Origin of the sequence: Brevibacillus fluminis, from assembly GCF_052072235.1 — a bacterium.
Classification (GTDB): domain Bacteria; phylum Bacillota; class Bacilli; order Brevibacillales; family Brevibacillaceae; genus Brevibacillus_D; species Brevibacillus_D fluminis_A.
Window position 1 is genome coordinate 2850366 of sequence record NZ_CM125436.1, and the last position, 25934, is coordinate 2876299.

Consider the following 25934-nt stretch of genomic DNA (forward strand, 5'->3'; position numbering starts at 1 on the left):
TGGCCAGGCTCGACGTGCATAGGTTCCCCTCACTTGCATGTCTCGATTCTCCCGACGGACAAGCGAGTGCAAGGCAAGATGCGACTGCGTATTTCTTTTGGTTGTGAGGGCACAGTAATCGACGTAGCGAGGGCAATCAATCAGCATAGCGAAAGAAAGGTGAGGGACATGGACAAAGAGATCGGCACGGAAGCTAGCGTCCCATCAGTTAAAGCGGCACAACACGCTCGCAAGGAAGAAGCGGGTGAAAATGAAGCAGCGGTAGAAAGCTGGGGATGGTCCAATAACACAGAGGTTGTGGCAGACGACAGCAGCCATTCGTAACAGGAAAAAGCCGCTCATTCTCCGAGCGGTTTTTTCATTGCCGCTCCTCCTTTTCCACCTGTTTCGTATGAAAGGTGGAAGAAAATTTCATCCATCGTCTTGAAATCTTTCGCTCGCCAGAAAACGATACTAAAAGCAGACGTTCGCTGTACGGGAGGAGAAGCCATGCCGCCTTCAATCGAGTTTGGAACATTAATGCCTCACCCGCCCCTCATGATCCCATCGATTGGCAAAGAAGAAATGTCACATGTGCAGCACACGCAGGTTGCCATGCGACAAACGTGTGCAGAGATTGTCAAAGCCAGTCCCGATGTCGTGATCATCGTTTCGCCGCATGGCCCCATGTTTGAGGATGCCATCGTGATCATGGACGGTGACGATTTGCGTGGTGACTTGAAACCATTCGGTGTCGATGCGTCGTATCATACGCTAAACGATCGGCCGCTTGCGGCATCCATCGCAGCGCAAGGGAAACGGGCGGGAGTCCCGCTCATCCTGTTGGAAGATCGCCTGAAACGCAAATTCCAGATTCATCACGAGTTGGATTATGGGGCAATCGTTCCTTTGCATTATCTGCAGGAGGCCGGGTATGCAGGAAAAATTGTGCTGCTGGCCCCCGGATTTCTCCCGCTTGAACGGGTGTACCAAGCGGGGATGTGCGTACAAAAAGCGGTTGAGCTGCTTGGGCGCAAGGCGGTGATCATCGCGAGCGGCGATAACTCGCATGCGCTTGATGACCAGTCGCCGGCAGGAGCAACCGAGGAAGGCAAGATGTTTGATGCCGCCCTCCAAAAAGCACTTTCGCACGAGGACTGGATGAGCCTTTTTGCGTTGACACCTGGCTTTTTGGAACGAGCTGCGGAAGACACCCTCGGCTCGCTGTTTTTGCTGATCGGGGCTTTTGATACGGACGCGCTCAACGGTTCCGTACTGTCCTATGAAGCTCCCTTTGGTGTTGGGTATACGGTAGCGACTTTGCAGCCCCGGCATCAATCAGCCCCTTCGCTGCTACCAAGCATGAGTGCATACCGGGAGGAAACGATCGCCCGCGTACGAGCGCGTGAATCGGAACAGGTTCGGATTGCCCGGATGGCTGTTGAAACGTACGTGCGAGAAGAACGGATCATCCAGCTTGTCTCCGTACCGCCAGAATTCGAGCAGCAAGCCGGCTGTTTTGTGTCCATCAAGCAAAACGGCAAACTGCGCGGCTGCATCGGGACAATTCGTCCGACGGCAGACCATCTCGCCGATGAGATCATTCGCAACGCCATCGCAGCTTGTTCAGAGGATGACCGGTTTTTTCCGGTCGAAGCGGACGAGTTGTCCCAGCTCACCTATAGCGTCGATGTGCTGGAACCGGAAGAGGAAGTGAAAGACATAACCGAGCTTGATCCAAGCGTCTATGGGGTGATAGTGTCGGATGGCCAAAGAAGCGGACTGCTTTTGCCGAATTTGGAAGGGATTCATACGGTCGAGGAGCAGCTGTATTACGCAAAAGAAAAAGCGGGCATTCATCCCGAGCAGGAACATGTACGATTGTTTCGGTTTCGGGTACAACGTTATGAATAGTTCGAGCGACGAGGCGGGGGGTTCTCTGCCAAATTGCGACATCGGCGATCGACAAAATTAAGCATTTGTTTAATCGAAGATGTGACAAATTTGGTTCCGTTTATCGACACATTGTGCAAATATGGCAGATGCTACACATAAAAAACACCTCCTTTCCCCAAACTACAGGGAAGATTCCCCACTAAAGGAGGCAGATGAGATGGCGAATGAACAAGAGCACAAACAGAAGGATACCGTGCAGTCCGACTATATGCTGATGGATTGGGGCGGCACACAGCCGTCGTTGGGTTTGCAGGAAGTCACGCAGGAGCAAATCAGCGATGTGTACAATGAAGGCACGATTGACCAAGCCTTAGAGGAATCAGAGGAAGAACAGTAACCGCAAAACCCCCTCCTTTTGGAAAAGAGGGGGTTTTTCTATATAAACAAAATATTTACATCGAGAAAACTCAAATCAAAAACATCGCGACAATGGTCGTAATCACCAAACCTACGACGACCGGATACAGGTTGCGGCGGGCAAGTTCAAACGGATCGACACCGCAAATGGCGGCCGCAGGAATGAGCGCCCACGGGATGATGGTGCCGCCGCCGACCCAAATGGCGGCGATTTGCCCCAAAGCCGTGAGGGTGGCGATGCCGGTCCCAAGTGCGTGGGAGAACAGTTGGGCGATCGAGCCAGCCAAAGTGATGCCGGAAAAGCCGGACCCATCCAGGCCGGTGATGACGCCGACAGCGGTGAGCGTGACGGCTGCTACTTCTTTGGAAAGCGGGATCGTATGCGCGAGCGCGATGCCCAAATCGTTGACGATGCCTTGTGAGCCTTGTGGCAGCACTTCACCGAAAACTTTGACGAATCCGCTGTCCCCCATATAGAAAAACGCGGCAATGGGAATAACCGGCCCAAACACTTTGAACCCGAATTGGAAGCCTTGAATCAGAAAGTCGGTCGTTTTCTCCAGACCGGCCCCTTTGTGTGCAACTAATGCGACGATCAGCAAAATCACGAGAGCCGTACCGCCGACGAGCGCGGTCGCATCGCCGCCTTTCAAGTCAAACAGGAACATCGCGAGGACGTCGAGAAGAAACAAAACTGGCACCAGAATCGAAAGTGTACGGCGAATGCCGGTCGGCAGCGCGACTCTTTTTTGGTTGTTGTTGCGTGGTTGCTCCACAGCCGCTGCTTGTTCGACGACCAGTTTGCCGCTTTTCAAATCGCGCCACAAGAGCCAAAATGCCGTTACGGTCGTCACGACGCCCATGACGATGACGAGTGGGACGCTTGCTTCGATGACGTCGGTCACCGGTATGCCGGCAGCTTTTGCCGTCAAGGTCGGAGCGCCTTGAATGATGAAGTCGCCGGACAGCGCGATCCCGTGCCCGAACAAGTTCATCGACATCGCAACACCGAGCGCAGGCAGGCCGACCCGCAGGGCGACAGGCAGCATGACGGCACCGATGAGCGCTACAGCTGGAGATGGCCAGAAAAACCAGGAGATGACCATCATGACGATCCCGATCACCCAATAGGCGAGTGCCGGGTTGCGGATCAGCGCGGTCATCGGACGGATCATCGATTCGTTGATGCCGGTTTCGGTTAAGACCTGGCTCATCGCGACGATGATGCAGATGACCAGGATAGTAGGTAAAAGTTCAGTGATGGCGTATATAAAGCTGCCGAAAATCCCGCCGATCGAGGTCGAAATCGAGCCGGTTGCCGTCAAGCCGAGCACGGCAATCCCGATGATGCAGACGAGGCTGGTATCCCGTTTCATGATCATCATCCCGATAATCAGGAGGACGAACAGCACGTAAACCCAGTGGAGAACATATAACTCAACACCCATCCCAATCCCTCCTTTGCATAACGTGTAAATCTGGTTTGTCACTAAGCAGGATATGCATGGAAGAACCTGTGGGTGAAAGCCCGGCGACTAGCTTTTTGCCCCCGGATATGTCACTATAACAATATTTACGATGGTGGAGGAGAAGAACGAGATGAAGCCAAAAACGACACAGCTGCAACGCAATATCGAAAGCGCCATTCACCAGTTGGAGCGCCGCTTCCTGGAACGGAGCGAATTGATCCGGCTCTTGTTCCTGGGCATTTTGAGCGGCGAAAACGCTTTGCTGATCGGTCCGCCGGGCACGGCAAAGTCACAGCTTGCCCGCGCGATTTCGGATTTGTTCGGTTCTGCGCATTGGTTCGACTATTTGCTGACGCGCTTTACCACCCCCGACGAGATTTTCGGTCCGGTCTCCTTGCAACAATTGAAGCAGGACCAGTATGTGCGCAAGACGGCAGGCTACTTGCCCGCCGCGCAATTCGCATTTCTTGACGAGATTTTCAAAGCAAACAGCGCGATTCTCAATGCGCTTTTATCCATATTGAACGAGCGCGTCTATTTCAACGGCAGAGAAAAAGAACAGGTGCCGCTCTTGTTTCTCATCGCCGCATCCAATGAGCTGCCTGACGAAAACGAGCAGTTGGCCGCCTTGTACGATCGTTTCCTGATCCGCTATGAAGTCAGCTATTTGAATACGGCATCGAGCTACGAATCGATGTTTAACCTGCCGACCGAGCCGCTGCCTGCGCTGTTCTCGCTTTATGATGTCAAAGATGTGCAAGCTGCAGCCAAGCAGGTGACCGTGCCGGAGACGCTGGTTTATTTCCTGTACCAGCTCAAACAGGATATGGAGGAGCGGGAATTCGTCCTCTCCGACCGCCGCTGGAGCAAGATCGGCCATGTCTGGCGGACATCGGCTGCAATCAATGGACGCGACACGGTGACCGTTTGGGATACGGTCTATACGCCGCATCTTTTGTGGGACGTACCGGAGGATTTGCCTGTGCTGCGCCAGTTGTTTGAAAAGCGCTTTACGGAACTGCTGAAAACGGAAACCCAGAGCGAGCTGCCGCTCCGCCATTATGAGCAGCTGGCGCAAAAATGGCTCGACAAGGAAAGCGACCTGCACGCGTTTCAGTTTAAAAAAGAGGTCGGCGCCAAAATGGGCAAAGAGCAAGCGGAGCAATTTCGCCTGATGCTCGAAACATGCCGCACCGAGGTAGAAGAGGCGGCACGCAGCCTGAAGGCGAAACTCATCGGCTGGCAGCAAACGGAAAAAGATTTGGTCGCCTTTATCCGCGAAAAAAATTACCTGATCTACCAGCCGGAAAAATATACGGTGAAATACGCTCATCTGCGGATTGAAGGGGAGCGTCTGCTGCAAATTTTGCAAGGGTTGTACCGGACCGTCTTCGACCGGGATATTGCGGGCGCCGAGTACGATTATACGCTGTAGTCAGGTGGGAGTCTTATGATGATTCGATCGACACGGGTGGACCGCTATGTGTTTGACGCCTACCTTTTTTCATCGCAGACGGCGCATGAGTGGATGGCGGAAGCCAAGCTGCGGGCCCCCTGGTTTGATACCGAGCTGTTCGCTGATTTTTTCCTCTGCTTTTATTTGGCGGAGCCTGAAGTCGACGAGACAAAAGAAGCGCCGCCGTTTCACAAATGGATGCTGCGGACGTTGCGGAAGCAATATTTTTATTTGACGATCCACCCCCGGACGATCAATCAGGTGAGCGCCGCGTTCAAAACCGCGCTGAAAGCCTTGATGTGGCTGGTGGAGAGCTTTGCTGCGGAAGTAAAAAAGCGCGAGGGGGAGCAAAGCCCGTTCATGCAAGGGCTGTCCCAGAAAAAAGGCCAGCAGGGCGAAGAACCGGCGACATCGCTGGTGGAACGACTCACGCAAAAGCAGCTCGCCCAGCTTCAGCTGGTCGGCTATACGCTGCAGCAGGGCAAACGAGTGGTGGAAGAAAAACAGGAAGCGAGCGACAGCCGCCCATTGGTGGAGGCCGAAATTCGTGCTCTCAAAGAGCGGATCGAGAACCTGCAGCAGGAAATGGCCCGCGATTTCAACAAGCGCAACAAGCTGATGCAAAAGCTGAAAAAAACGGAAGAAGAGCTGTCACAGCGGGAAAAACAGCGAGAGCGGCTGGTGCGCCAGGAGAAAATGACGATTGAGGCGTACGAAGAGGAGCTTGGGCAATGGCTGGAAAACTCGCTGAAACAAACGCTTGGCACGGAAGAAGAGGAAAGCCGTTTTTTGCATGAGCTGCTGGAAGCAAGCCAGCGTTTTGCCAACCGCCGGTGGGGCAGCGATTTGGGCAAGCTGCGCAGGCAGACGCACGAGCAATATTTACGGTGGGTAGAAAAGCTCAAACGGCATCCCGACCTGCTTCGCTTTTTGGAAGAGGTGGGGCGCAATGTACAGCATTTTCGCATCCGGCGCAAAGAAATCCGCGCCCGCGCTGTGCCGGAGGAATACGACAATCTGCGCCAGTCCGGAGACATCGCCCATTTGCTGCCAAGCGAAGCGGTGCTGCTCGCTGATCCGGATCTGGAGAATTACTTTTTACTCAAATGGGTGGAGCAAAAGCTGCTGACGTACGATACGCAAGGTTGGGTCGAGGAACCGCCAAAAGGCCCGGTCATCTGCATGCTCGACACATCCCACTCCATGCGCGGAGGCAAGCTGCGGCTGGCGCAAATTTTTGTGATGACGTTTGCGGCGATCAGTCTGATGGAAAAGCGCGATTTTGTCCTGCTGTTGTTCGGGACGAAAGGGGAGCTGCTTGAGCAGCCGCTGTATCATCGCAGACCAAACTGGCCGGCCTTTTACCAGATCAGCCAAATGGCGTTTGGCGGCGGAACGCATTTTGATGCGCCGCTCAAACGGGGCATTGAAATCGTGCAGGAGAACAAGCAGTTTCAGGGTGCCGATTTTGTCATGGTTACCGATGGAATCGGGACGGTTTCGCCCTATGTGCAGACGATGCTTGCGGAGTTGGGCAAAACGAAGCAGGTCAAGCTGCACAGCCTGATCGTCGGCTCCGCCCGGCAGCATCTGGTCCAAACATATGACATACTGGGCGTTTCGCACCGCGTCCGATTTGCAACGACATGGGAGACGGACGCGGAAGAGAATACCGGCTTGCTCCTCGATGTGTTTGAGTCGGACAGGCGGCAGGTGAAACCGTGAACTTGCTCGGCATCCTTTTTCTTGTCATTTGGCTCGGCCTGATTGCCATCGGGCTGCCGGGATTGCTGCGGATGACGCGGCTTTCGCTGCCTGCAGATCGTCGGCTGATCGAAGCGCCGGCGGGAGGCTGGCCGCGCGTTTCCATTATCGTGACGGCCTGCAATGAAGAACGAACGATAGCCGCGGGCTTGCGCTCGTTGCTCGCTATTGATTACCCTCATCTGGAAATCATCGCGATCAACGACCGCTCCACAGATCAGACCGGCGCCGTGATGAAAGAGACAGCTCGCGACCATCCGACGCTCACCATCATGGAAATCACCGACCTGCCTCCCGGATGGCTGGGCAAAAATCATGCGCTGGCAAAAGGGGCGGCGAAAGCGACCGGGGAATGGCTTTTGTTTACCGACGCGGATGTCGTGTTTCATCCGCTCGCGCTAAAAATCGCCATGAAGCATGCGGTCTGTCAGCGGCTTGACCATTTGGCTGCAGCCCCGTTGATGAAAGCAAATGGCGTATTCTTGCAAGGGCTTGTCTTTTTATTTATGTTCAATCTGATGCTCTTCTTTCGCCCGCAGTATGCCAAATCTTCCCGTTCCCGCGCGCATATGGGGGTGGGGGCGTTCAATCTGCTGAAAAAATCGGTCTATCAAGCTGTAGGCGGTCACAAGCCGATCCGCATGCGGCCCGACGACGATCTCAAGCTGGGCCGCCTGATCAAGCAGAGCGGCTATCGGCAAGACTTCGCGTTCGCCGAACACCTGCTTGAAGTGGAATGGTATCCGTCGATCCGCGAGATGATGCGCGGGTTGGAAAAAAACACGCTTGCCCCCTTTGAGTACCGCATCCCGGTGCTCATGACAGGCTTGTTGCCGCTCTGCGCGTTATATTTGCTGCCTTTTATCGGGATTGTGATGGCGGAAGGGTGGGGGCGTGCGATTTACGCGGCGATGCTCATCGCCTCATGCCTTTCCTTCTGCTTGCACGGACGGATGAACTGGCGGATGGTCGGCTATTATGCGCTGTTTCCCATCACCGTGCCGCTTTTGCTGTACGCGTTGGCTCGCGCAGCGTGGCTGACGTGGCGGCGGGGCGGGATCATGTGGCGCGGCACCTTGTATCCACTCGAGTGGCTCAAACAAAAATAGCCCGGAAGACTTCGGTCTCCAGGGCTTCTTTTTTTATCTTCTTGCTAGCCGACACGGCGGATCAAGGTCGGGCCGAATTCAAGCTCCTCGCATTTGGCAATCGCAGTGTTTTCATCGTACTGCCAGCGTGCCTCATCGTGATCAAGCTCGACAGGCACATCGCGCAAAATGGTCGCCAGCTTTTGGCTGATAAAGACTTGCTCGCGGTGCTCTTCGAGCTTGGCGCGCATTTTTGGCGTGAGCGCTGCCAGATTTTCGTAAATACCCGCCAGACTGCCATGCTCGCTGATCAGCTTGATCGCCGTTTTTTCGCCGATTCCCGGGCAGCCCGGGATGCAGTCGGACGCATCGCCTTGCAAGGCTTTGAAATCGACGACCTGGTGCGGGTGGATCCCGCGCAGCTCAAGCATGTTTTCCGGCGTGTAGTGCTCATGTTTGCCACCGTTTTTGAGAATTTTGACGTGCACCTTGTCTGAGACGAGCTGCAAGCTGTCATAATCTCCGGAGGCGATGACCACCTCATGACCGGCGTCCGCAATCCGCGTGCTCAGCGTCCCCAAAATATCGTCGCCTTCATAGCCAGGCAAGCCGATATTGGGCACCGCGAACGCAGCGGTCACATCTTTCACGAGATCAAACTGCGGAATCAGCTCAAGCGGAGGCTCCACACGGTTGGATTTGTAGCCGTCATACCACTGGGTGCGCAGCAGCGTCTCACGGGAAGCGACATCCCATGCAGCGACCACATGCGTCGGTTTCACCAAATCCACGTAATCGAGCATCATTTTCGTAAAGCCATACACAGCGTTGGTATAAAGACCCGATGAGGTCTGCCGGATACTGCCGCCCCAGGATGAGGCATAATAAGCACGGAACAAGAAGCTCATTCCATCTATCATCAGGAATCGATCAGCCATGAAACTCATTCACTCTCCTTTATTCGCCAAACAGTCTTGTCCATTATACCACATCGCATCCACTGACAGATTTTACAAGAGCAAATGGATGAATGGATCGGCGCATAAGAGGCATCATAGTAACACGAACCACCCGCCACACCTTCACATCGACTCCCGGTTCCGGTTGAGGAAAGCGATAGCTGGACGGTGCAAGCCCGTCCCGGGAGAAAACGCTTAAGGAGGCATAACATAATGGCTAACAACAATGGTGGTAGCAACAATCTGTTAGTTCCTCAAGCAAACCAAGCTTTGGACCAACTGAAGTACGAGATCGCATCTGAGTTCGGCGTACAACTCGGTCCAGACACCACATCCCGTCAAAACGGATCTGTTGGTGGAGAGATCACCAAGCGTCTGGTAAGCTTTGCTGAGCAACAACTGTCTCGCTAACGGTTTCGACCGTTAACGGATAGGCAACCTCAATTGCATATCTGGATGCGAAAGGGTCCCACAGGGGACCCTTTCCTTCATGCATGCTTTGTGCAGGCTTATTTGGCCGCAGGTCGCTTGAGCTGGATGGTGAAGCCAAGCCCGCCGTAAGGAGCGCGGTACGCTTCGATTTTCCCATCATGCAGCTCGACAATCCGTTTGCAGATGGTCAGTCCAAGACCACTGCCGCGGCGCTCGTTCGAACGAGCTTTGTCGACACAATAAAATTTATCAAAAATCCGTGCCAAATCTTCCGGGGGGACGCCTTTGCCGTTGTCTTCCAGATGAATCGTGACATAGTCGCGGTTGGTATAGCAGGTGCAACTGACGACGATCGGCCGGTCATTATGCTCCAACGCGTTCCCCAGCAGATTGGAAAACACGCGGCGCATCAGATTTTCATTCAGCGGCAGCGTAAAGTCATCTTTCACCTCGCACGTGATCCGCAGCGTCGAATTGACAAAGTGAAAGTCTTCCTTATATTCCTCCAAAATCGATTCCAGAAAGCGTTTGAGGTGCACCTTTTCCCGGTTGAAGACGAGATTGTCCTCATGCTTCAAATATTCGGTGTAATCGGAGACGAGCTTTTCGATCACTTTCGCTTTCTTGTAAATAATGTGGTAATATTCCGCTTTCTTTTCCTCTGATTTGACTTTTCCATCGATCAGTCGCTCCATGTATCCGCAAATCGAGGTGAGCGGGGTGCGCAAATCGTGGGAAACGGCGGACAGCATTTGCGTTTTGATCCGGTTCGTATCTTCCAGCCGGTAATTCATCTCTTTGACTTGCTGGTAAATTTCGTCCCATTCGTCTCGGCGCTTGTTCGGCGGTATCGCATTCCATTCCTTGATTTTCCCATACTTCAAATTTCGGTTTAAAAAGAGAAGAGGATTGAGCAACAGCCGCCAGACAAAAAACAAAAAGATCAAGAGCGCCGAACCGAGAATGACGCCGGACAAGAAAAGCATTTCGTTTTCCGTTTTCAATGAACTGATTTGCTCGCGTGTGACAGGGGTGCCTTGCTGGATCAGGTTGTTAAGCTCCTGTGCGACATGGTGCAAGTAAAAAAACCGGTAGTAACCAAGCAGGATGGTAAAGCAGGCGAACAACACGAGGAAAACGGTGAGAATCAGCTTTCCTTTTGCTTTTAGTTTCATGCTTGTACCTCGATGAATTTGTAGCCCATGCCCCAAACGGTCTTGATCAGCTCGTTTTCCTTGTCGATCTTGGCCCGCAAGTTTTTGATATGCGCCGTTACGGTGTTGATGTCGCCGTAAAACGCTTCGCCCCAAATGGCGTTGTAGATTTGCTCGCGGCTTAGGACGCGGTTGCGGTTTTCTGCCAAATAGACGAGGATTTGGAATTCTTTTGTCGACAGCTCAACCTTTTCCCCGTTTTTAAACACTTCGAACGTATCTTTATTGATGGTCAAGTTGGATATCGTCATGAGCCGGTTTCCGGCGATATGGCGGTTTTCGCGCCGCAGGTGCGCCTTGATGCGCGCGATCAGTTCATTGACGCTAAACGGCTTGGATATGTAATCATCAGCGCCGATTTCGAGTCCGATGATCCGGTCGAGTTCCCGATCCTTGGCCGTGAGAAACAAAATCGGAATCGACACGACATTGCGAATTTTACGGCAAACTTCCAGACCATCCATCCCCGGCATCATAATATCCAAGAGGATGAGCGACAGGGAAGGGTCAGTTGCTTTTTCCAGCGCTTCTAGTCCATTGTAGGCGGCAACGGTTTGAAAGCCTTCATCTTCCAAACTTTCAGCAATCAGGCCAACGATATCGTGATCATCGTCAGCGATCAGGATTTTGGTACCTACCATTTCATATCCTCCAATCTCAATGGTTTTATTATAGCGGCTTCCCGGCGGTTTTGTAATCCCAGGTTCTTTCTTCCCAAACCAAAAAAAGGAACCCGCTGTTGAGAGAGGGTTCCTTTTTGGGTTACACATTAGTCGCGGTCGCTGTCTTTTTCGTAAGCAGGAACAAGAAGCCAAGCATCCTGTACATTCGTTGGTCCTACGCTAGTCGTTGGATCGGTCACGGTAATGTTGTTTGGAATCGTAGTTGTTGTAGTTGCCGTCGTTGTTTCGCTGGCTGTATTTGCATCCGTTTTGGTATCTGTCGTTGTATTTGTCGCAGCAGGGGCAGTTGTTGTATTGTCAACGGTCGTCGTAGTCGAAGGCGCGGTTGTTGTTGCAGCAGTCGTTACGTCGGTGCTGTTAACCAGGATGCTGAAAGCTGGCGCCGCTTCTTTTTCTTTTTCAGCAGCGAAAGCTGGCGCTGCCATCAAAGAAGTACCAAGCGCTACGGAACAGAGCAGGGCGATTTTTTTATTCATGTGAATCTCTCCTATTCATATTGTTTCTACATCATCATTTATAAAGGAGAAAACTGTAACGGCAATGAAGAAAAAATGAAAATTTATGAAGTGCAGGTAAAGAACGCCCGTTTTTTCCGCCCTTCTTTGTGCAGGTGTGCGAACGCACAAGCACATTCGCGGACTAGTCATATGGTATAGTGTGATCGCGAACAGGGGGGTGTGAGTCAATGTCATGCGGAACCAATAATGATCAATTTATCCTGGTGCTTGTACTGTTCATCCTGCTTGTCATCGTGCTGGCAGCGATTTGCTGATCATCTTTTGAAGGGAGATTCGCCGAATGCGCAGAAGAGACTTGAAACGATTGTTGCGCCTCACTCCGGAATTCAAGTCCTGGCTGTTAAAAGACAGCATGAGGGCGATCGAGGTGCGGATGGACCCCGGAAAAACGAAAGATTTTTATAAAAAATGGAAGCAGGAAAGCAGAATCAAGGCATTAAACCTGGCGAACATCACGGAACAATCCAAACGCGCGAGCAGCATGCTAAACGATGTCCAGACGATCATGGAAATGATGGTAGCGGAGCAAAAGCAAAAGGGGAAAAAGCCGGATTAAGGGGGCGGGATGCTGCCTCCTGCTCAGGCGTGATAAGCGTTCCTCAAGTCGCGCAGCGGCAGTGGAGCGGTGAAGGCTCCGTCAATCGATCTGGCGGAGCCGATTTTGCGATGGATGTGTTGATGTGCTGTTCTCCAACGTATATCCGATTTGTTACAATAGGGAGGAGGTGGTAAAAACATGAAGATGCGCAATGCGATGTTTGCTTTTTGTACAAGCCTGGCTTTGGCGGCGGGAAGCCTTGGCAGCACCAATGCGGCACAGCTGCCTGCGGTTTCTCCGGCTGCAACTGCGCCGGCGATTCACGTCCAGCCGTCGACGATCGGGCCGGGAGATGTTTTGCTCGTGACAGGGAAGCAGGCCGGCTCCGTCGTTGTCATGAACAAAACGTATTCGCTGCAAAAATCGGGTGATCGCTTCGTCCGCTTTATCCCGATTCCCATCGATGCCAAGCCGGCGACTTATAGCGTCGTGACGGCTGACAAAAAGGCCAAAGCTGTTTTCACGATTCAAAAAAAAGCGTTCGCCCAAGACGTCATCACCGTGAGCAAGCAGATGGAAGGGATGCAGCAAAATACGAAGCGCATCGAAGCCGATCAGAAGCGAATCAACAAGGCGCGCTCCCAATCAGCTGCCGCGCCGTATTTTACCGACAAGTTCCAGCTGCCCGTGCAAGGTCGGCTCAGCACGCCGTACGGCTATCAGCGTGTCGTGAACGGCAAGATCGCAAGCCGCCACTTGGCCATCGACATCGCGAATAAAGAGGGAACGCCGGTAGCGGCCAGCCAAAACGGAAAAGTGGTGCTCGCCGAATACTTGTATTTGACCGGCTATACCGTCATGATCGATCATGGCCTCAACGTCTTCTCCTCGTATGGGCATATGTCCAAGCTCGACGTGAAAGCCGGGCAAATCGTTACAAAAGGACAGGTGATCGGAAAAGTGGGAACGACCGGATTCTCCACAGGGCCGCACCTCCATTATGCGATGCTCATCGGCAACACCTTCATCAATCCGAACCCATTTTTCCAGGCGAATCCGTTTGACTGGAAATAACTGTGTAAGCGTTTTCTTTTTCATCTGGCAGGAAAATCATCCCTCCGTGTTGAACTGGGAACAAAGATTTCTATATAATACAAGAGTTCGTGTGCTTAACGGAGGTTTTTTGCAATGAGTAAAAACACAGTTCCCAAAAAGGTTCTAAACCAACTGATTACCTTCATGGCACCGTACGAACAAGCGGTGGACGAACTGAAATTGAAGCTCAAGGGCATCAAGTACGGATTTCAGAAGAGCGGGCGCTATTCGCCGATTGAATTTGTGGTGGGGCGCGTCAAAAAATTGGACAGCCTATTGAAGAAGGCAGCCGAAAAAGAAATCGATTTTACCCAGGATACGTGGGCAGAACGGCTCGATAAGGAAATTACGGATATTGCCGGCCTGCGGGTGGTCTGCCGGTACATCGATGATGTGCTGGAGGTTCAGCAGCTGCTGCTGGAGCGCGAGGATATTACCGTTCATGACATCAAGGATTACCTGTCCCATCCAAAGGATTCAGGTTATCGCAGCATCCATATGATTTGCTCGTATACCGTCTATCATGGCAGTGTCAAACGAACGCTGTTTTGCGAGATTCAGATTCGCACGCTCGGAATGAATTTTTGGGCGACCAATGAGCATGAGCTGCGTTACAAGTACGCGGGAAACATTCCGCAGGACGTTTTGCAGCAGTTGAATGAAGCGTCGACGATCACGAATCAGCTCGATGTGCTGATGAATAGCCTCCGGCAGGAAATTTTGACGCCCGCTCCGCTCGATAACTCCCTTGAGGAGCGCCTGGAGGAGATCTTTTCGCTTTATGTCAAACAAGATTACGAATCGGCGGGCGTGCTGTACCGGGAGCATGTCAGCGGGTTTGAAAGCGCGTTTCAGGACAATCCCAAATTTAAAATGATATCAGACCTGCTTGGAAAACGTTTTGGAGGATAAAACCAACGAATGAAGAAACTGCGACGATATTTGCTTCTAGGTGCATTCTTGACCCTGTGCCTCCCGCAGCTGCATACCCAAGCTGCTGAGGATGTCCATCTAAACGACGAGATGATCAACGGGAGATCGGCGATCCTGATCGACGGTACGACCGGTACGGTCCTGTACGCGAAAAATCCGGACGACCGCCATTTCCCCGCCAGCATCACCAAAATCGCCACAGGCATCTATGCCATCGAAAACGGGAATCCGAGCGATATTGTTACGGTTTCGAAAAAAGCCCGCGAGGTAGAAGGAACGCGTGTCTACCTGGCAGAGGGAGAAAAAGTTCCCTTGGAAAAACTGGAGTACGGTCTGTTGATGAACTCCGGGAATGATGCCGCGATTGCGATCGCGGAACATATGGAAGGCAGCACCGAGCATTTCGGCGAAAAGCTGACCGCTTATATAAAAGAAAAAACAGGTGTGCAACATACGAATTTTACCAATCCCCATGGACTGCATGATGACAATCACTACACGACGGCAGCCGACATGGCCAAGATTGCCCAATATGCGATGAAAAACCCCATCTTCCGGAAAATCGTCGGTACCAAACGATTGAAATGGGATGGGGCCGAATGGAAAACGGTCATCGTCAACCACAACAAAATGCTCACGAACTATGAAGGCGCCACAGGGATCAAAAACGGATTTACCGATCAGGCGCACAGCACACTCGTAGCATCGGCGAAACGAGGCAATACCGAACTGATTGCCGTCACGATGATGGCGGATACAAGCGCGGCGACCTACAAGGATGTCACCACGATGCTCGACTACGGCTTTGCCCATTATGAAACGAAGCAGGTCAGCGCAAAAGGCGATGCCTATGCCAACAAAGATTTGTTCCTCACCGTTCCAATCGGCGCTGTCATCCACCGCCAAATGAAAGGGACAAGCATGTTCGAGGTGCAGGTTTCCACCGGAGAAGAATACTACTTCTCGCGTGAACCGAGCGAACGGGAGCTTTTGGCAGCGCAAGCGGAGCGACAAAAAGAGAAAGAACAAGCCGCCCAGCTGACGGCAAAGGCGGCCCATACAATCCCGCATATTTTACTGTTTTTCGCGTGGCTGTTTTTGAACGTGTTCATGCTCGCCTATGCGGTGCGACGCACGATGCGGAAGCGAAGAGCAGCTTATGAGCAAACGATGCGCAGGCGTGCCGACTGGTAGGCCTGCTTTTTTTTGCTTGGGCGTAGAGCGTGGATTTACATCCCTGCAAGTACAACCGCAGCCAAAAAGACAACCTGCAAAATGGTTCGTAATCCTAAAGGAGTTACCGGCTTGCCCCCGAGGGTGAGCTTTTTTTGTGCAGCGTATACATTGGCGGGGAAAAGCAGAAGCAGCAAAATCGCAAGCCCGATGGACGCATAGCGAGCTGTGCCCGGGAAGACGATGGTCAGCGCACCGAGGATTTCGAGCCAGCCAGTCAAGGTGACCAACATGTCCGCTTGCGGAAAAACAGGCGGGACCATGCGGACGAGGTCGGGACGGCGTTTGCCCCAATGAGCGGATGCAGTAAGCAAAAACATAATCGCCACGGCTAAACGCAATGCACCTTGCCAATCCGCCACATACGCCCAGCCGAGGAAGCCGAGCAGGCGAAAAACGAGAAACGAGACGATGAGCGCGAGAAAAGGTGCCATTTGCATACCTCCTGATTAAGTTCAGTCTTTTTATTATACAAACCGCTGGTCGGTTCGTAAACGATGAAAGGTTTTGAATGAACGAAACGATTTGAATGACTGAATTTGAATGAAAATCTGACTGTATTTGAAAGTTTGTGATTGTTTATGAATGATTAATGCGCTATAATCAAAACCACAACCGGTTTGCAAAGGAGGGTATTATGCTAACCCCTGAACGGCATCAATTAATCTTGACCTTGCTGAAGGAAAAGGAAACGGTTCATCTGCATGAATTGGTGGAGCTGACAGGCGCATCCGACTCGACGATCCGTCGCGATTTGAGCGAGCTGGAGGAGCAACGGCTGCTAAAGCGCATCCATGGCGGCGCTTCACTGATCCGAAATAAACTGGAAGAACCGACCGTGCTCGAAAAGGCGGTCAAGCATGAGAAGGAAAAAGTAGCGATAGCCAGCTATGCGGCCAGTCTGGTCGGCGAAAGAGACTCCATTTACATCGATGCGGGCACGACGACGTTTCACATGCTTCCGCATCTTCCTGCCAGCATCGTGGTCGTGACAAACGGGCCGGAACTGGCGCTGCAGCTGATCAAGCGCAACATCAAAACGATTCTGCTCGGTGGCGAATTGAAAGCGGCTACATTATCGTTGGTTGGACGCGAGGCGATCAAAACGATCAGTCAGTTCCGATTCGACAAATGCTTTCTCGGCATGAACGGGATCGACACCGTCCACGGGCTGACGACGCCGGACCCGGATGAAGCGTATGTGAAGCAGCTCGCTCTGGAGCTGTCCGACGAACGGTATGTGCTTGCGGATGCGGACAAATTTGGCCGTGTCACCTTTGCCAAAGTGGCGGATTTGCGCGGGATCACGCTCATTACCGACGATGGCATCGGCGAGGAGACCGAACGCGAATACAACCGGGTAACCCAAGTAAAAGTGGTGAAAGCATGATTTACACAGTAACCTTGAATCCTTCGATAGACTACCATGTGTGGGTTCCGTCCTTTGCGGAAGGAACGATTCACGAAGCGCAGAAAGAACGGACGGATGCAGGGGGAAAAGGCATCAACGTTTCCAAAGTTCTCAAAGCTCTTGGAGCAGACAGCACGGCATTAGGCTTTGTCGGCGGTTTTTCCGGTGCGTTTATCCAGCAGCAGGTGGAGCAGGCGGGTATTGCCCATCGGTTCATCGCCATCGAGCAAAACTCGCGGATCAACATCAAGATGAAGGCCAACACGGAAACCGACATCAGCGGCGTCTCTCCGGAAATTCCAGCGGCTGCCCTGCAGCGGCTGCTCGATCAGCTTGATGAGCTTTCAGCTGCGGATTATCTGGTGCTGGCAGGGAGCGTTCCCCACAGTGTTCCTGCTGACATTTACCAGCAGATCATGAAGCGTCTGCGGGACAAAGGCGTCCGTGTGATGCTCGACGCCAAAGGCGATGCGCTGCGAAGCGGCCTTGCGGAACAGCCATTTTTGATCAAGCCGAATCATCATGAATTAGGAGAGCTGTACGGTGTCACGATTGCGACCGCAGAGGAAGCGTGCCTGTACGGTCAGCGAGCGCTTGCGTCAGGCGCGCGTCACGTCATCGTCTCCATGGCGTCAAAAGGTGCCGTGTTCGTCAGCAAAGACGCCGCGTACGCCGCGACGATTCCGCAGCAAAAACCGGTCAATTCGATCGGAGCGGGAGACTCCATGGTCGCCGGCTTTTTGTACGCGCATACGCAAGGGATGGATGAGCAGGAAGCGTTCCGACTTGCCGTTGCGGCAGGGAGTGCGACCGCGTTATCCGAAGGGTTTTGCACCCGCGAAAAAATCGCCGCTTATTTGCCAGAGATCAGAATCACTCGTTTGAAGTGAGAGGGGGACACCATCTATGCAACATAAGATTCGCATCGTTGATCTGCTGAAAGAAGACACGATCCTGCTTGACTTGTCCAGCACGACCAAAGAGGAGGCGCTCGACGAATTGATCGACAAGCTCGATGCGGCGGGGCGCCTTGCCGATAAAGCGGAGATGAAAAAAGCGATTTTGGCTCGTGAATCGCAAGGCTCCACAGGAATTGGCGAAGGGATCGCCATCCCCCATGCCAAAACCGCCGCCGTCAAGGTGCCATCCATCGCCTACGGCTTTTCCAGGCAAGGGATCGATTTCGCATCGCTTGACAATCAAAAAGCACACCTGTTCTTCATGATCGCTGCCACAGAGGACGCGAACCAGGCGCATCTGGAAACGCTAGCCTTGCTCGCACAGATGCTCATGGACGAATCTTTCCGGCAAGCGCTGCACAAAGCGCAGACCGCTGATGAGATTCTTTCGCTCGTAACCGCCAAGGAACGGGAAATCAATGGTGAGCATGAAAGCGTTCCCGAGCAAGCGGAACCAGGTGTGTCTCCTGCCACCAAAACGGTGAAAGTGGTTGCGGTCACGGCTTGCCCGACCGGCATTGCACATACGTACATGGCCGCAGACGCGCTGAAAAAGAAAGCCGCTGAACTGGGCATCACCATCAAGGTCGAGACCAACGGCTCGGGCGGTGTCAAAAACAAACTGACCCAGGCGGAGATTGAAGAGGCTGCGGCGGTGATCGTAGCGGCCGACAAGCAAGTGGAAATGGAGCGTTTTGCCGGCAAAGTGGTGATCGAGACGCGTGTGGCCGAAGGGATTCGCAACCCGCAGGAGCTGCTGGAGCGCGCGGCAAGACAAGATGGTCCGGTTTATCGCTCGAAAGCCAAAGGGAGCAGCGGCTCTGCCAGCTATCAGGAGCAGATTCAAGCAGCGAAAGCGGAAAAGAAAGGCAAGCAGTCCGGCTTTTACAAGCATTTGATGAACGGTGTGTCCAACATGCTCCCGTTTGTCGTAGGAGGCGGGATCATCATCGCGCTCAGCTTCATGTTCGGCATCAAGGCGAGCGACCCGAACGATCCGAGTTTTCATCCGCTGGCAAAAGTATTGATGGACATCGGCGGCGGAGCTGCATTCAAGCTGATGATTCCGGTGCTCGCAGGGTTTATCGCGAAAAGCATCGCCGATCGCCCTGGTTTCGCACCTGGCATGGTCGGTGGCTTGCTGGCAGCCAACTCCGGCGCAGGCTTCCTCGGTGGCATTATCGCCGGTTTCCTCGCAGGGTATATCGTGGTGGGGCTGAAAAAGCTGTTCGCCAACTTGCCGGAAACGCTCGAAGGCATCAAGCCGATGCTGATTTACCCGCTGCTCGGCACCTTGATCACCGGATTTATTATGGTGTACGTCATTTCCGATCCGGTCGCAGCGATCAATGCAGGCCTCAGCAGCTGGTTGAAAAACATGGGACAAGGCAATATGGTGCTGTTGGGCGTCGTTTTGGGCGCGATGATGGCGTTCGATATGGGCGGACCGCTCAACAAAGCGGCGTTTACGTTCGGGATCGCGATGATCGCCGATGGCAACTATTTGCCGCATGCGGCGATTATGGCAGCCGGTATGACACCGCCGCTCGGTCTGGCTTTGGCAACGACGCTGTTCAAGAAAAAATTTACCGATGAAGAGCGCCAAGCGGGCAAAACCGCGTATGTGCTCGGCGCATCGTTCATTACCGAGGGTGCCATTCCATTTGCGGCGGCCGATCCGACGCGCGTGATTCCTTCCATCATGGTCGGCTCGGCTGTAACCGGCGGGTTGTCCGCACTGTTCGGCTGCACGCTTCCGGCTCCGCACGGCGGTTTGTTCGTCCTGCCGGTGGTCGGCAATGTCGGGATGTATATCGTCTCCATTCTCGTCGGTACCGTGATCACCGCGCTGATGGTAAACCTGTTGAAAAAGAATATTGCAAATTAAATCATACAATTGGAGTGAACATGTAACATGGTAACCCAAACATTCACCATTCAAAATCCGACCGGCCTGCACGCTCGTCCTGCTTCCTTGTTCGTGCAAACCGCAACGTCTTTCAAAAGCGACACATTCGTCATCAAAGGAGAGAAGCGGATGAATGGCAAAAGCATCATGGGCTTGATGACGCTCGGCGCTGCCAAAGGCGATGCCATTACGCTGGAAGTTACCGGCGAAGATGAGGAGCAAGCATTGGCCGAGCTTGGCAAAATTTTGGAAATGGTTCACGAATAACGACGGCGGGGAGCGATCGGCATGGTGCAAACAGGGATCGCGGCAGCGCCTGGCATTGTCATCGGCAAAGCTGTCGTCCGACAAGAGAAGCAACTTGTCGTGGAACGTAAAAAGATTGATGCAGGCGAAACCGCGCGGGAGACGGACCGATTTCGTCACGCCGTCGAGCTGGCGGCAAGCGAGCTTACGGGAATCAAGGAAAAGGTGAAGCAAGAGCTTTCCGAGGAAGAGGCGCGCATTTTCGCAGCGCACCTCCTCGTTTTGCAAGACCCGGAATTCGTCGGTGCCATCGAATCGTTGATCAACCAGGAGCAGCTTAACGCAGAGGCGGCGTTAACGGAGGTGCGCGACCAATACGTGCAGCTTTTTGCCAGCATGGAGAATGAATACATGCGGGAGCGGGCAAGCGATTTGCAAGATGTCAGCAATCGCGTCTTGAAAAAGCTGCTGGGCGTAGAAGGCGATTCCGCAATGGAAGACGGCGAGCCTGTCATCCTGGTCGTCCATGATCTGACGCCTTCCGATACGGCACAGCTGGACCCGGCGCGCGTCAAAGCGTTTGTGACGAATGTGGGCGGACGTACCTCCCATTCGGCGATCATGGCGCGTTCGCTGGAAATTCCGGCGGTGGTCGGTCTGTCTGACATAACGGAACGAATCGTCACGGGCGACCTGGTTATCGTCGATGGGCTTGAAGGCACGGTCCAGATCAACCCGGATGCAGCGGTGATCGCCGCCTATGAAGCCAAAAAACAAGCCTGCGAACAGCAAAAAGCGATCTGGACAAAGCTTGTCCATGAAAAAACGGTAACCCGTGACGGCCATCACGTTGAGCTGGTTGCCAATATCGGCAGTCCGCATGATGCATGGCAGGCGCTGGAGGCCGGAGCGGAAGGGATCGGATTGTTTCGTACAGAGTTTTTGTACATGGGCAAAGACCGATTCCCGACGGAGGAGGAGCAGTTCGCTGCCTACAAGGCGGTGGCGCAGACGATGGGCAGCGAGCGTCCGGTCATCATCCGTACGCTGGATATCGGCGGCGACAAGGAGCTTCCTTATTTGCCTCTGCCCAAGGAGCAAAATCCGTTCCTCGGCTATCGCGCCATCCGCATGTGTCTGGATCGGGCAGATTTGTTCAAGACACAGCTGCGTGCGATTTTGCGGGCAAGCGCGTACGGCAATATTAAGATCATGTACCCGATGATCGCGACGATCGGCGAACTGCGCAAAGCAAACGAGTTTCTCGCAGCATGCAAAGAAGAGCTACGGCGTAAAGGGATTCCGTATCGCCAGGAGCTGGAAGTCGGGATCATGATCGAAGTGCCGGCAGCCGTCATGATCGCCGACCAACTGGCACGGGAAGTCGATTTTTTCAGCATCGGAACAAACGATCTCATCCAGTATACAATGGCAGCCGATCGGATGAACGAGCATGTTTCGCATTTGTATGATCCATTCCATCCTGCTGTTTTGCGCATGATCCATCATGTGATCAAAGCGGCTGCCGACGAGGGCAAATGGGTGGGCATGTGCGGCGAAATGGCCGGCGAACCTCACGCGATTCCGATCTTGCTCGGGCTCGGCCTGCACGAGTTCAGCATGAGTGCGACCTCCATTCTGCAAGCGCGCCATCTGCTGGCGCAATTGGATGCGGGGCAGCTGCGTGAAGTAGCGATGCATGTGCTGACATTGGAGAGCGGGGCTGAAATCAAGGCGTATGTGAAGGAGCATGTTTTGGACGTGCTGCAACGGTAAAGGGGCAAGGGAGAGCGCTAGTACAGGCTCTCCCATCATCGGTTGCCGCCGAATTTCATTGCGGCTACTTAGATTCGGTACCAATCAATTAGCAGCCCAATCCAATTCGTTTGACAAACAACTCAAATAAATTGCTATCCGTTCAATTTCCTGTTATTCTAATAAGGTATTATTTTTGTTCGGAGTGAAGGATAGCATACGTAAAAACTTTTCGTCTTGATGATCCTGAGAGCAAGGATAGTAATACATGTGTGGTTATCACACTAGGAGGCAATTACAATGGAACAAGGTGCAGTAAAATGGTTTAACGCAGAAAAAGGTTTTGGTTTTATCCAACGCGAAGGCGGAGAAGATGTATTCGTTCATTTCTCAGCTATTCAAGGCGAAGGCTTCAAATCTCTTGACGAAGGTCAAAGAGTTACTTTTAACGTAGAACAAGGCCAACGCGGACCCCAAGCTACTAATGTTCAAAAAGCTTAAAAATGACAACAAATATAAACAGACTCTTTTTTAAGAGTCTGTTTTTTTTATTGTCCGGAAAAACAAATTAAAACCCTACCCAAGATAATGAGTAGGGAAGTGGTACAGGTACAGTAAATGGTAGAGTCAGTATAACATAGTACGCTTGGAATCCCCAAAATTTTATAATTTCAAAAACAACGAACAGCTCAATGTCATTTTTGATCAAGCTGATAATGGACTATACATCCTTTTTACTGATTGTACATTTTTGTAGGTTGTCGCAGACCTTAGGAAATCGCTGTGTCATAGCTTTACGACGATGTACTCCCGGTCCTTCAGCTCAAATTCGCGATCGATTGTAAACTTTTGTAACTCGATCGTGTTGCTTGATTTCTTAGGCTCCGTTTCCTCCCCGATCCAACACGAGTAAAGCTCAAATTCGTCGCCGGCTTCTCCATACTCCTCCATCAGGCGAAAAAGCTCGCGGATGCATTTCTGATTCGCCTCATACTCATCAGGAAACTTCTCTAACCGTGCAGGGTGAAGCGTAAACTGCCCGCAATTCGGCGAGATTTGATAAACAAATGGATGTCTAAAATGCTGTCTGACCGGCTTATTCCCATCCGAGAGCTTTTGAATAAAAATGCCTGCTGCGTCCGCCATCGAATCATAGACGAGGAATTGCTCGGCTCGCAAGTGAGACAGATCGAAGAGTTGCTCAAGCGGAACCGCACCCGTTGCCCGCAAACGTTCATTCGCCTGCTCCGCGATCGTCTTTGCTTCCCTCACTTCTTCATATGTTTTGGAAGATGGTAGGCTGCCTCGTTCACCCAAAGGCAGCTCTCTGCATGACCCGATATAATGAAGCTTGCTCAACTTGTTATCACCATCCCGTAATTTTCAAGACCCGACGGAAGGAGCGGACGAGGCGCGTTTGCTCTTCAGCCATGCTTGCACATGTGCACCGGTTTTTTCGATCCGCATCAAGCGGTTTTTTGCAGATTGCACTTCACGCGAAAGCGCGCGCTCCAGCTCCGCTTGACGCAATCGGCCTGAAGCGGTAATCCAATCGCCGGCGAGAAAGCCCTGCTGCTGAAGCTCTCCATGCAACTTGTACAGATAGGAGAGATTCACCGGCTTCCCGAATTCAGCGCCGAAATCTTTATAGGCATGGGGCGAGCGGCCCGCTTCTGCGGCACGCAGCAGGAGCCAATCATAATAATCGCCAACGCCTACGACCGTCGTGACAGGTTCGTCTGCCGGAGGAGGAGCGGAGGCAACCTCCAGATTGCTTTCGAGATCGGCTAAAAAACGCTGCAATGCTTTCAGCTTTTCCGGAGTGGTTTTCATGACAGCCATCTGCCCCGAGTAAAAAAACACTTGTCCTTTTGCTGATAACGAGTAATGGAGGGTAGGCCGCTCAGTCGTCGACCAAGCCTGGTTCATGAACAAAATATCTTTTTGCGCGAGATTTTTCATGATGCGGTAGACATACGTCTGATTGTCGCTCATCGGAAAAGCATCCATCTCTTTGGCAATTTCATAAATGTCCTTGGCCATCCATTTTTGCCGCAAAGTGAAAGCGTGCGCCATGATATACGCGATCAGTTCGTTCAACGACAGCAAATTGGCAAACGGCCTGGTATGCGCATGCTTGCTCATATCCTCATCTCCCATGTTCTATATCTACAATCGGAAGCTCAACAACTCCACAAAAACGTTCCCTGCCTCGACGCGCGTTCGTTCATCAGCTCCTTGCAACGAATTTTCAGAACACTTCCAATTAGAGGGAATTGTACGCCCATGCATGTCAAACTGTCAAGGGATTTGTACGACAAAAGTCCTGAATGGTAGGAGAGGGCGCGTGAAAAGAAATGCAAGCCTAATCGGCTCAAAGCGAATCAGCAGAGATGAGCCAAAAGCCGGAAAACACGCGAAATGCTTTGACTTTTACGAAATGATGGAGGAATATGTTTTGAAGGGACGCTATCCCTGTGATCCAAATGAACAGAGCTATGGAGGCAGCCGCAATGAAATATGAAATCATCCTTTTCGATGTAGACGATACATTGTTTGACTTTCGCTTGTCCGAAAAAACGGCTTTACAGCAAGCATTTGTGGAATTCAACTTGCCAACGGGACTGACAGATTATGAAACCAGCTACAAGGAGATCAGCGCAGGGTTATGGCGGAGTTTGGAGCAGGGGAGCATCACGTTGGCCGAATTGGGGGTAGAAAGATTCAATCAGCTTTTTCTTACAAATGGGCTTGCGCTCGATGCGGCCGAATTCAACCGTGTTTATTTAGGTTATTTGAGCAAGGGCACATACTTGATGCCCGGTGCATTGGATTTGTGCCGGAAGCTGACAGGTCATCGGCTGGCCATCATCACGAACGGGTTCGCAGAAGTGCAAAAAGCAAGGATCGCAGGTTCATTGCTGAGCGAAGCGTTTGAACACATTATCACATCAGAAGAGGCAGGCTGTCAGAAACCTGGGGCAGGAATTTTCGAATATGTGTTTTCCAAGCTGCAGATCACCGAAAAAAGGAACGCGCTGATCGTGGGCGATTCGTTGACATCGGATATCCAGGGGGGAAACAACTTCGGTATTGATACATGCTGGTTCAATCCTCATCGCAAAAATAACGGAACAGAAATCAAGCCAACGTACGAAATCCATGCGTTCGAGCAGCTGATGGGCATTGTAGCAGGATAAGTGGAGGGGAGTGTAGGGGAAGAGCGGGTAGAGATTTTCGGGATACATGATGCGTCAACAGAAGGGAAAACACATGCAAATGAGAGTGCCGGGTACTGGGGCACTCTTTTTATATGCATTTATTTCTTTTTGGATTGTGTCGCCAGATACTTGGCCAGGTTATTCAGCGTGTCATGATGTCTGCGTTTGTGAGAGGAAGTAGCCGGTGATTTGGATGGGATTGGTTTCAATTTTGTCATCTTTTACCTCCGATTTTTTTCGTTTACAGTGAATTCCTTAATTTTATAATACATGTAAATATTTATGTTGTAAATATTGATTTTTGAATTTTTTTACTTTTATTAAAAAATGTGATGTGGAAGGCGGTTTATGAGGTGGAGCTTCTATTTGTCATCGTGTCAGGGTGGCAGCCGGTGATGAAAGCGCGGTTGTCGGATGTGATATGTGAATTGTGACGAGATCGCAAATCTCCGTTACAGCATGGAATGTCGTTGGCAACAAGATCAAACGTGATGAAATCCGGTCAAATGGGCGCTTTTGGATTGATTGATCAATTGATATGGGAGGCATTGACATGGCCGTGCGTTACCTGGCGTGACGTCTGTAGATTCGACAATTGCTGCAACCGATGTGGGATTGGATTGTTTGTCGATGGTCGATGTTCATTTCTGTTCGTTTCTTTTGATCGTACACTTGGGATTGCAGCAAAAAAACGACACAGCAGCGAATCCAGCTGTCAGATCGCTGCAGTATCATTTATGTTGGCTGCTGACGTATTAT

General features: G+C 52.1%; 28 protein-coding genes. 20 read left to right on the plus strand and 8 right to left on the minus strand.

The window, feature by feature from the left end:
• The first annotated feature begins 168 nt into the window (after window positions 1–168).
• The 3 genes from ACTID9_RS14145 (at window position 169) to ACTID9_RS14155 (ending at window position 2272) form a co-directional block, all read left to right on the plus strand.
• Entirely contained in the window at window positions 169–324 is a 156-nt protein-coding gene (locus tag ACTID9_RS14145) for a hypothetical protein (RefSeq protein WP_441072163.1), read from the plus strand.
• 165 nt (window positions 325–489) lie between these two features.
• Window positions 490–1893 carry an AmmeMemoRadiSam system protein A gene (gene amrA, locus ACTID9_RS14150; protein WP_441072165.1) on the plus strand — a complete coding sequence of 468 codons (1404 nt, stop codon included), beginning with the start codon at window positions 490–492 and terminating at the stop codon, window positions 1891–1893.
• Between the two features lie 199 nt (window positions 1894–2092).
• Complete coding sequence (locus ACTID9_RS14155; RefSeq protein ID WP_441072167.1) at window positions 2093–2272, plus strand: DUF4025 domain-containing protein; 180 nt, start codon at window positions 2093–2095, stop codon at window positions 2270–2272.
• A gap of 70 nt (window positions 2273–2342) precedes the next feature.
• Here ACTID9_RS14155 and ACTID9_RS14160 read toward each other — a convergent pair whose 3' ends face one another.
• Window positions 2343–3740, minus strand: a complete 1398-nt coding sequence (locus ACTID9_RS14160; RefSeq protein ID WP_441072169.1) for a hypothetical protein — start codon at window positions 3738–3740, stop codon at window positions 2343–2345.
• A gap of 151 nt (window positions 3741–3891) precedes the next feature.
• Here ACTID9_RS14160 and ACTID9_RS14165 point away from each other — a divergent pair, with 151 nt between their 5' ends.
• Genes ACTID9_RS14165 through ACTID9_RS14175 form a run of 3 tightly spaced genes read left to right on the plus strand, consistent with a single transcriptional unit; the run spans window position 3892 to window position 8090 of the window.
• On the plus strand, window positions 3892–5196 hold the full coding sequence (locus ACTID9_RS14165) for an AAA family ATPase (RefSeq protein WP_441072171.1): 1305 nt from the start codon (window positions 3892–3894) through the stop codon (window positions 5194–5196).
• Between the two features lie 15 nt (window positions 5197–5211).
• A complete protein-coding gene (locus ACTID9_RS14170) occupies window positions 5212–6942 on the plus strand; it encodes a hypothetical protein (protein ID WP_441072173.1) in 1731 nt (576 codons plus the stop codon).
• Window positions 6939–8090 carry a glycosyltransferase gene (locus ACTID9_RS14175; protein WP_441072175.1) on the plus strand — a complete coding sequence of 384 codons (1152 nt, stop codon included), beginning with the start codon at window positions 6939–6941 and terminating at the stop codon, window positions 8088–8090. Before ACTID9_RS14170 ends, ACTID9_RS14175 begins: the two co-directional genes overlap by 4 nt.
• A gap of 44 nt (window positions 8091–8134) precedes the next feature.
• On the opposite strand, the gene ACTID9_RS14180 is transcribed toward ACTID9_RS14175, so the two are convergent.
• A complete protein-coding gene (locus ACTID9_RS14180) occupies window positions 8135–9007 on the minus strand; it encodes a 5'-3' exonuclease (RefSeq protein WP_441072177.1) in 873 nt (290 codons plus the stop codon).
• Window positions 9008–9241: 234 nt separating this feature from the next.
• Here ACTID9_RS14180 and ACTID9_RS14185 point away from each other — a divergent pair, with 234 nt between their 5' ends.
• The gene (locus tag ACTID9_RS14185) at window positions 9242–9439 is read left to right on the plus strand and encodes a small, acid-soluble spore protein, alpha/beta type (RefSeq protein WP_441072179.1); all 198 of its coding nucleotides are present in this window, start codon (window positions 9242–9244) and stop codon (window positions 9437–9439) included.
• Between the two features lie 98 nt (window positions 9440–9537).
• Here ACTID9_RS14185 and ACTID9_RS14190 read toward each other — a convergent pair whose 3' ends face one another.
• The 3 genes from ACTID9_RS14190 to ACTID9_RS14200 form a co-directional block, all read right to left on the minus strand.
• Complete coding sequence (locus ACTID9_RS14190) at window positions 9538–10635, minus strand: sensor histidine kinase (RefSeq protein ID WP_441072181.1); 1098 nt, start codon at window positions 10633–10635, stop codon at window positions 9538–9540.
• Entirely contained in the window at window positions 10632–11315 is a 684-nt protein-coding gene (locus ACTID9_RS14195; RefSeq protein WP_441072183.1) for a response regulator transcription factor, read from the minus strand. The genes ACTID9_RS14190 and ACTID9_RS14195 overlap by 4 nt, the downstream gene beginning before the upstream one ends.
• 128 nt (window positions 11316–11443) lie before the next feature.
• Entirely contained in the window at window positions 11444–11833 is a 390-nt protein-coding gene (locus ACTID9_RS14200; RefSeq protein ID WP_441072185.1) for a hypothetical protein, read from the minus strand.
• Window positions 11834–12042: 209 nt separating this feature from the next.
• Between ACTID9_RS14200 and ACTID9_RS14205 the strand changes: the two genes are divergently transcribed.
• The 5 genes from ACTID9_RS14205 (at window position 12043) to ACTID9_RS14225 (ending at window position 15635) form a co-directional block, all read left to right on the plus strand.
• The gene (locus tag ACTID9_RS14205) at window positions 12043–12129 is read left to right on the plus strand and encodes a YjcZ family sporulation protein (protein WP_441072596.1); all 87 of its coding nucleotides are present in this window, start codon (window positions 12043–12045) and stop codon (window positions 12127–12129) included.
• A 26-nt stretch (window positions 12130–12155) separates the two neighbouring features.
• Window positions 12156–12431: a hypothetical protein gene (locus tag ACTID9_RS14210; protein ID WP_441072186.1), complete on the plus strand. Its 276-nt coding sequence runs from the start codon at window positions 12156–12158 to the stop codon at window positions 12429–12431.
• A 180-nt stretch (window positions 12432–12611) separates the two neighbouring features.
• The gene (locus ACTID9_RS14215) at window positions 12612–13487 is read left to right on the plus strand and encodes a M23 family metallopeptidase (RefSeq protein ID WP_441072188.1); all 876 of its coding nucleotides are present in this window, start codon (window positions 12612–12614) and stop codon (window positions 13485–13487) included.
• 114 nt (window positions 13488–13601) lie between these two features.
• Window positions 13602–14420: a GTP pyrophosphokinase gene (locus tag ACTID9_RS14220; RefSeq protein ID WP_441072190.1), complete on the plus strand. Its 819-nt coding sequence runs from the start codon at window positions 13602–13604 to the stop codon at window positions 14418–14420.
• Window positions 14421–14429: 9 nt separating this feature from the next.
• Complete coding sequence (locus tag ACTID9_RS14225; protein ID WP_441072192.1) at window positions 14430–15635, plus strand: D-alanyl-D-alanine carboxypeptidase family protein; 1206 nt, start codon at window positions 14430–14432, stop codon at window positions 15633–15635.
• Between the two features lie 35 nt (window positions 15636–15670).
• On the opposite strand, the gene ACTID9_RS14230 is transcribed toward ACTID9_RS14225, so the two are convergent.
• Window positions 15671–16108, minus strand: a complete 438-nt coding sequence (locus tag ACTID9_RS14230) for a DoxX family protein (RefSeq protein WP_441072194.1) — start codon at window positions 16106–16108, stop codon at window positions 15671–15673.
• 203 nt (window positions 16109–16311) lie between these two features.
• Between ACTID9_RS14230 and ACTID9_RS14235 the strand changes: the two genes are divergently transcribed.
• The 6 genes from ACTID9_RS14235 (at window position 16312) to ACTID9_RS14260 (ending at window position 22455) form a co-directional block, all read left to right on the plus strand.
• Window positions 16312–17064, plus strand: a complete 753-nt coding sequence (locus ACTID9_RS14235; RefSeq protein ID WP_441072196.1) for a DeoR/GlpR family DNA-binding transcription regulator — start codon at window positions 16312–16314, stop codon at window positions 17062–17064.
• Window positions 17061–17975 (plus strand): 1-phosphofructokinase, encoded by a 915-nt coding sequence (gene pfkB, locus ACTID9_RS14240; protein ID WP_441072198.1) that lies wholly within the window; start codon window positions 17061–17063, stop codon window positions 17973–17975. Before ACTID9_RS14235 ends, pfkB begins: the two co-directional genes overlap by 4 nt.
• A gap of 16 nt (window positions 17976–17991) precedes the next feature.
• Window positions 17992–19932, plus strand: coding sequence for a PTS fructose transporter subunit IIABC (locus ACTID9_RS14245; protein ID WP_441072200.1), 1941 nt, complete (start codon window positions 17992–17994; stop codon window positions 19930–19932).
• 27 nt (window positions 19933–19959) lie between these two features.
• A complete protein-coding gene (locus ACTID9_RS14250; RefSeq protein ID WP_441072202.1) occupies window positions 19960–20220 on the plus strand; it encodes an HPr family phosphocarrier protein in 261 nt (86 codons plus the stop codon).
• Window positions 20221–20241: 21 nt separating this feature from the next.
• Window positions 20242–21975 carry a phosphoenolpyruvate--protein phosphotransferase gene (gene ptsP, locus ACTID9_RS14255; protein ID WP_441072204.1) on the plus strand — a complete coding sequence of 578 codons (1734 nt, stop codon included), beginning with the start codon at window positions 20242–20244 and terminating at the stop codon, window positions 21973–21975.
• Between the two features lie 279 nt (window positions 21976–22254).
• Window positions 22255–22455, plus strand: a complete 201-nt coding sequence (locus ACTID9_RS14260) for a cold-shock protein (protein WP_441072206.1) — start codon at window positions 22255–22257, stop codon at window positions 22453–22455.
• A gap of 285 nt (window positions 22456–22740) precedes the next feature.
• Here ACTID9_RS14260 and ACTID9_RS14265 read toward each other — a convergent pair whose 3' ends face one another.
• Both ACTID9_RS14265 and ACTID9_RS14270 read right to left on the minus strand, forming a co-directional pair.
• Window positions 22741–23313 carry a hypothetical protein gene (locus ACTID9_RS14265; RefSeq protein ID WP_441072208.1) on the minus strand — a complete coding sequence of 191 codons (573 nt, stop codon included), beginning with the start codon at window positions 23311–23313 and terminating at the stop codon, window positions 22741–22743.
• A 24-nt stretch (window positions 23314–23337) separates the two neighbouring features.
• On the minus strand, window positions 23338–24099 hold the full coding sequence (locus tag ACTID9_RS14270; RefSeq protein ID WP_441072210.1) for a hypothetical protein: 762 nt from the start codon (window positions 24097–24099) through the stop codon (window positions 23338–23340).
• A gap of 202 nt (window positions 24100–24301) precedes the next feature.
• Between ACTID9_RS14270 and ACTID9_RS14275 the strand changes: the two genes are divergently transcribed.
• Together ACTID9_RS14275 and ACTID9_RS14280 are read left to right on the plus strand one after the other, a co-directional pair.
• Window positions 24302–24478 (plus strand): hypothetical protein, encoded by a 177-nt coding sequence (locus tag ACTID9_RS14275; protein ID WP_441072212.1) that lies wholly within the window; start codon window positions 24302–24304, stop codon window positions 24476–24478.
• Window positions 24468–25154: a YjjG family noncanonical pyrimidine nucleotidase gene (locus ACTID9_RS14280; protein ID WP_441072214.1), complete on the plus strand. Its 687-nt coding sequence runs from the start codon at window positions 24468–24470 to the stop codon at window positions 25152–25154. Before ACTID9_RS14275 ends, ACTID9_RS14280 begins: the two co-directional genes overlap by 11 nt.
• Window positions 25155–25934 lie beyond the last annotated feature (780 nt).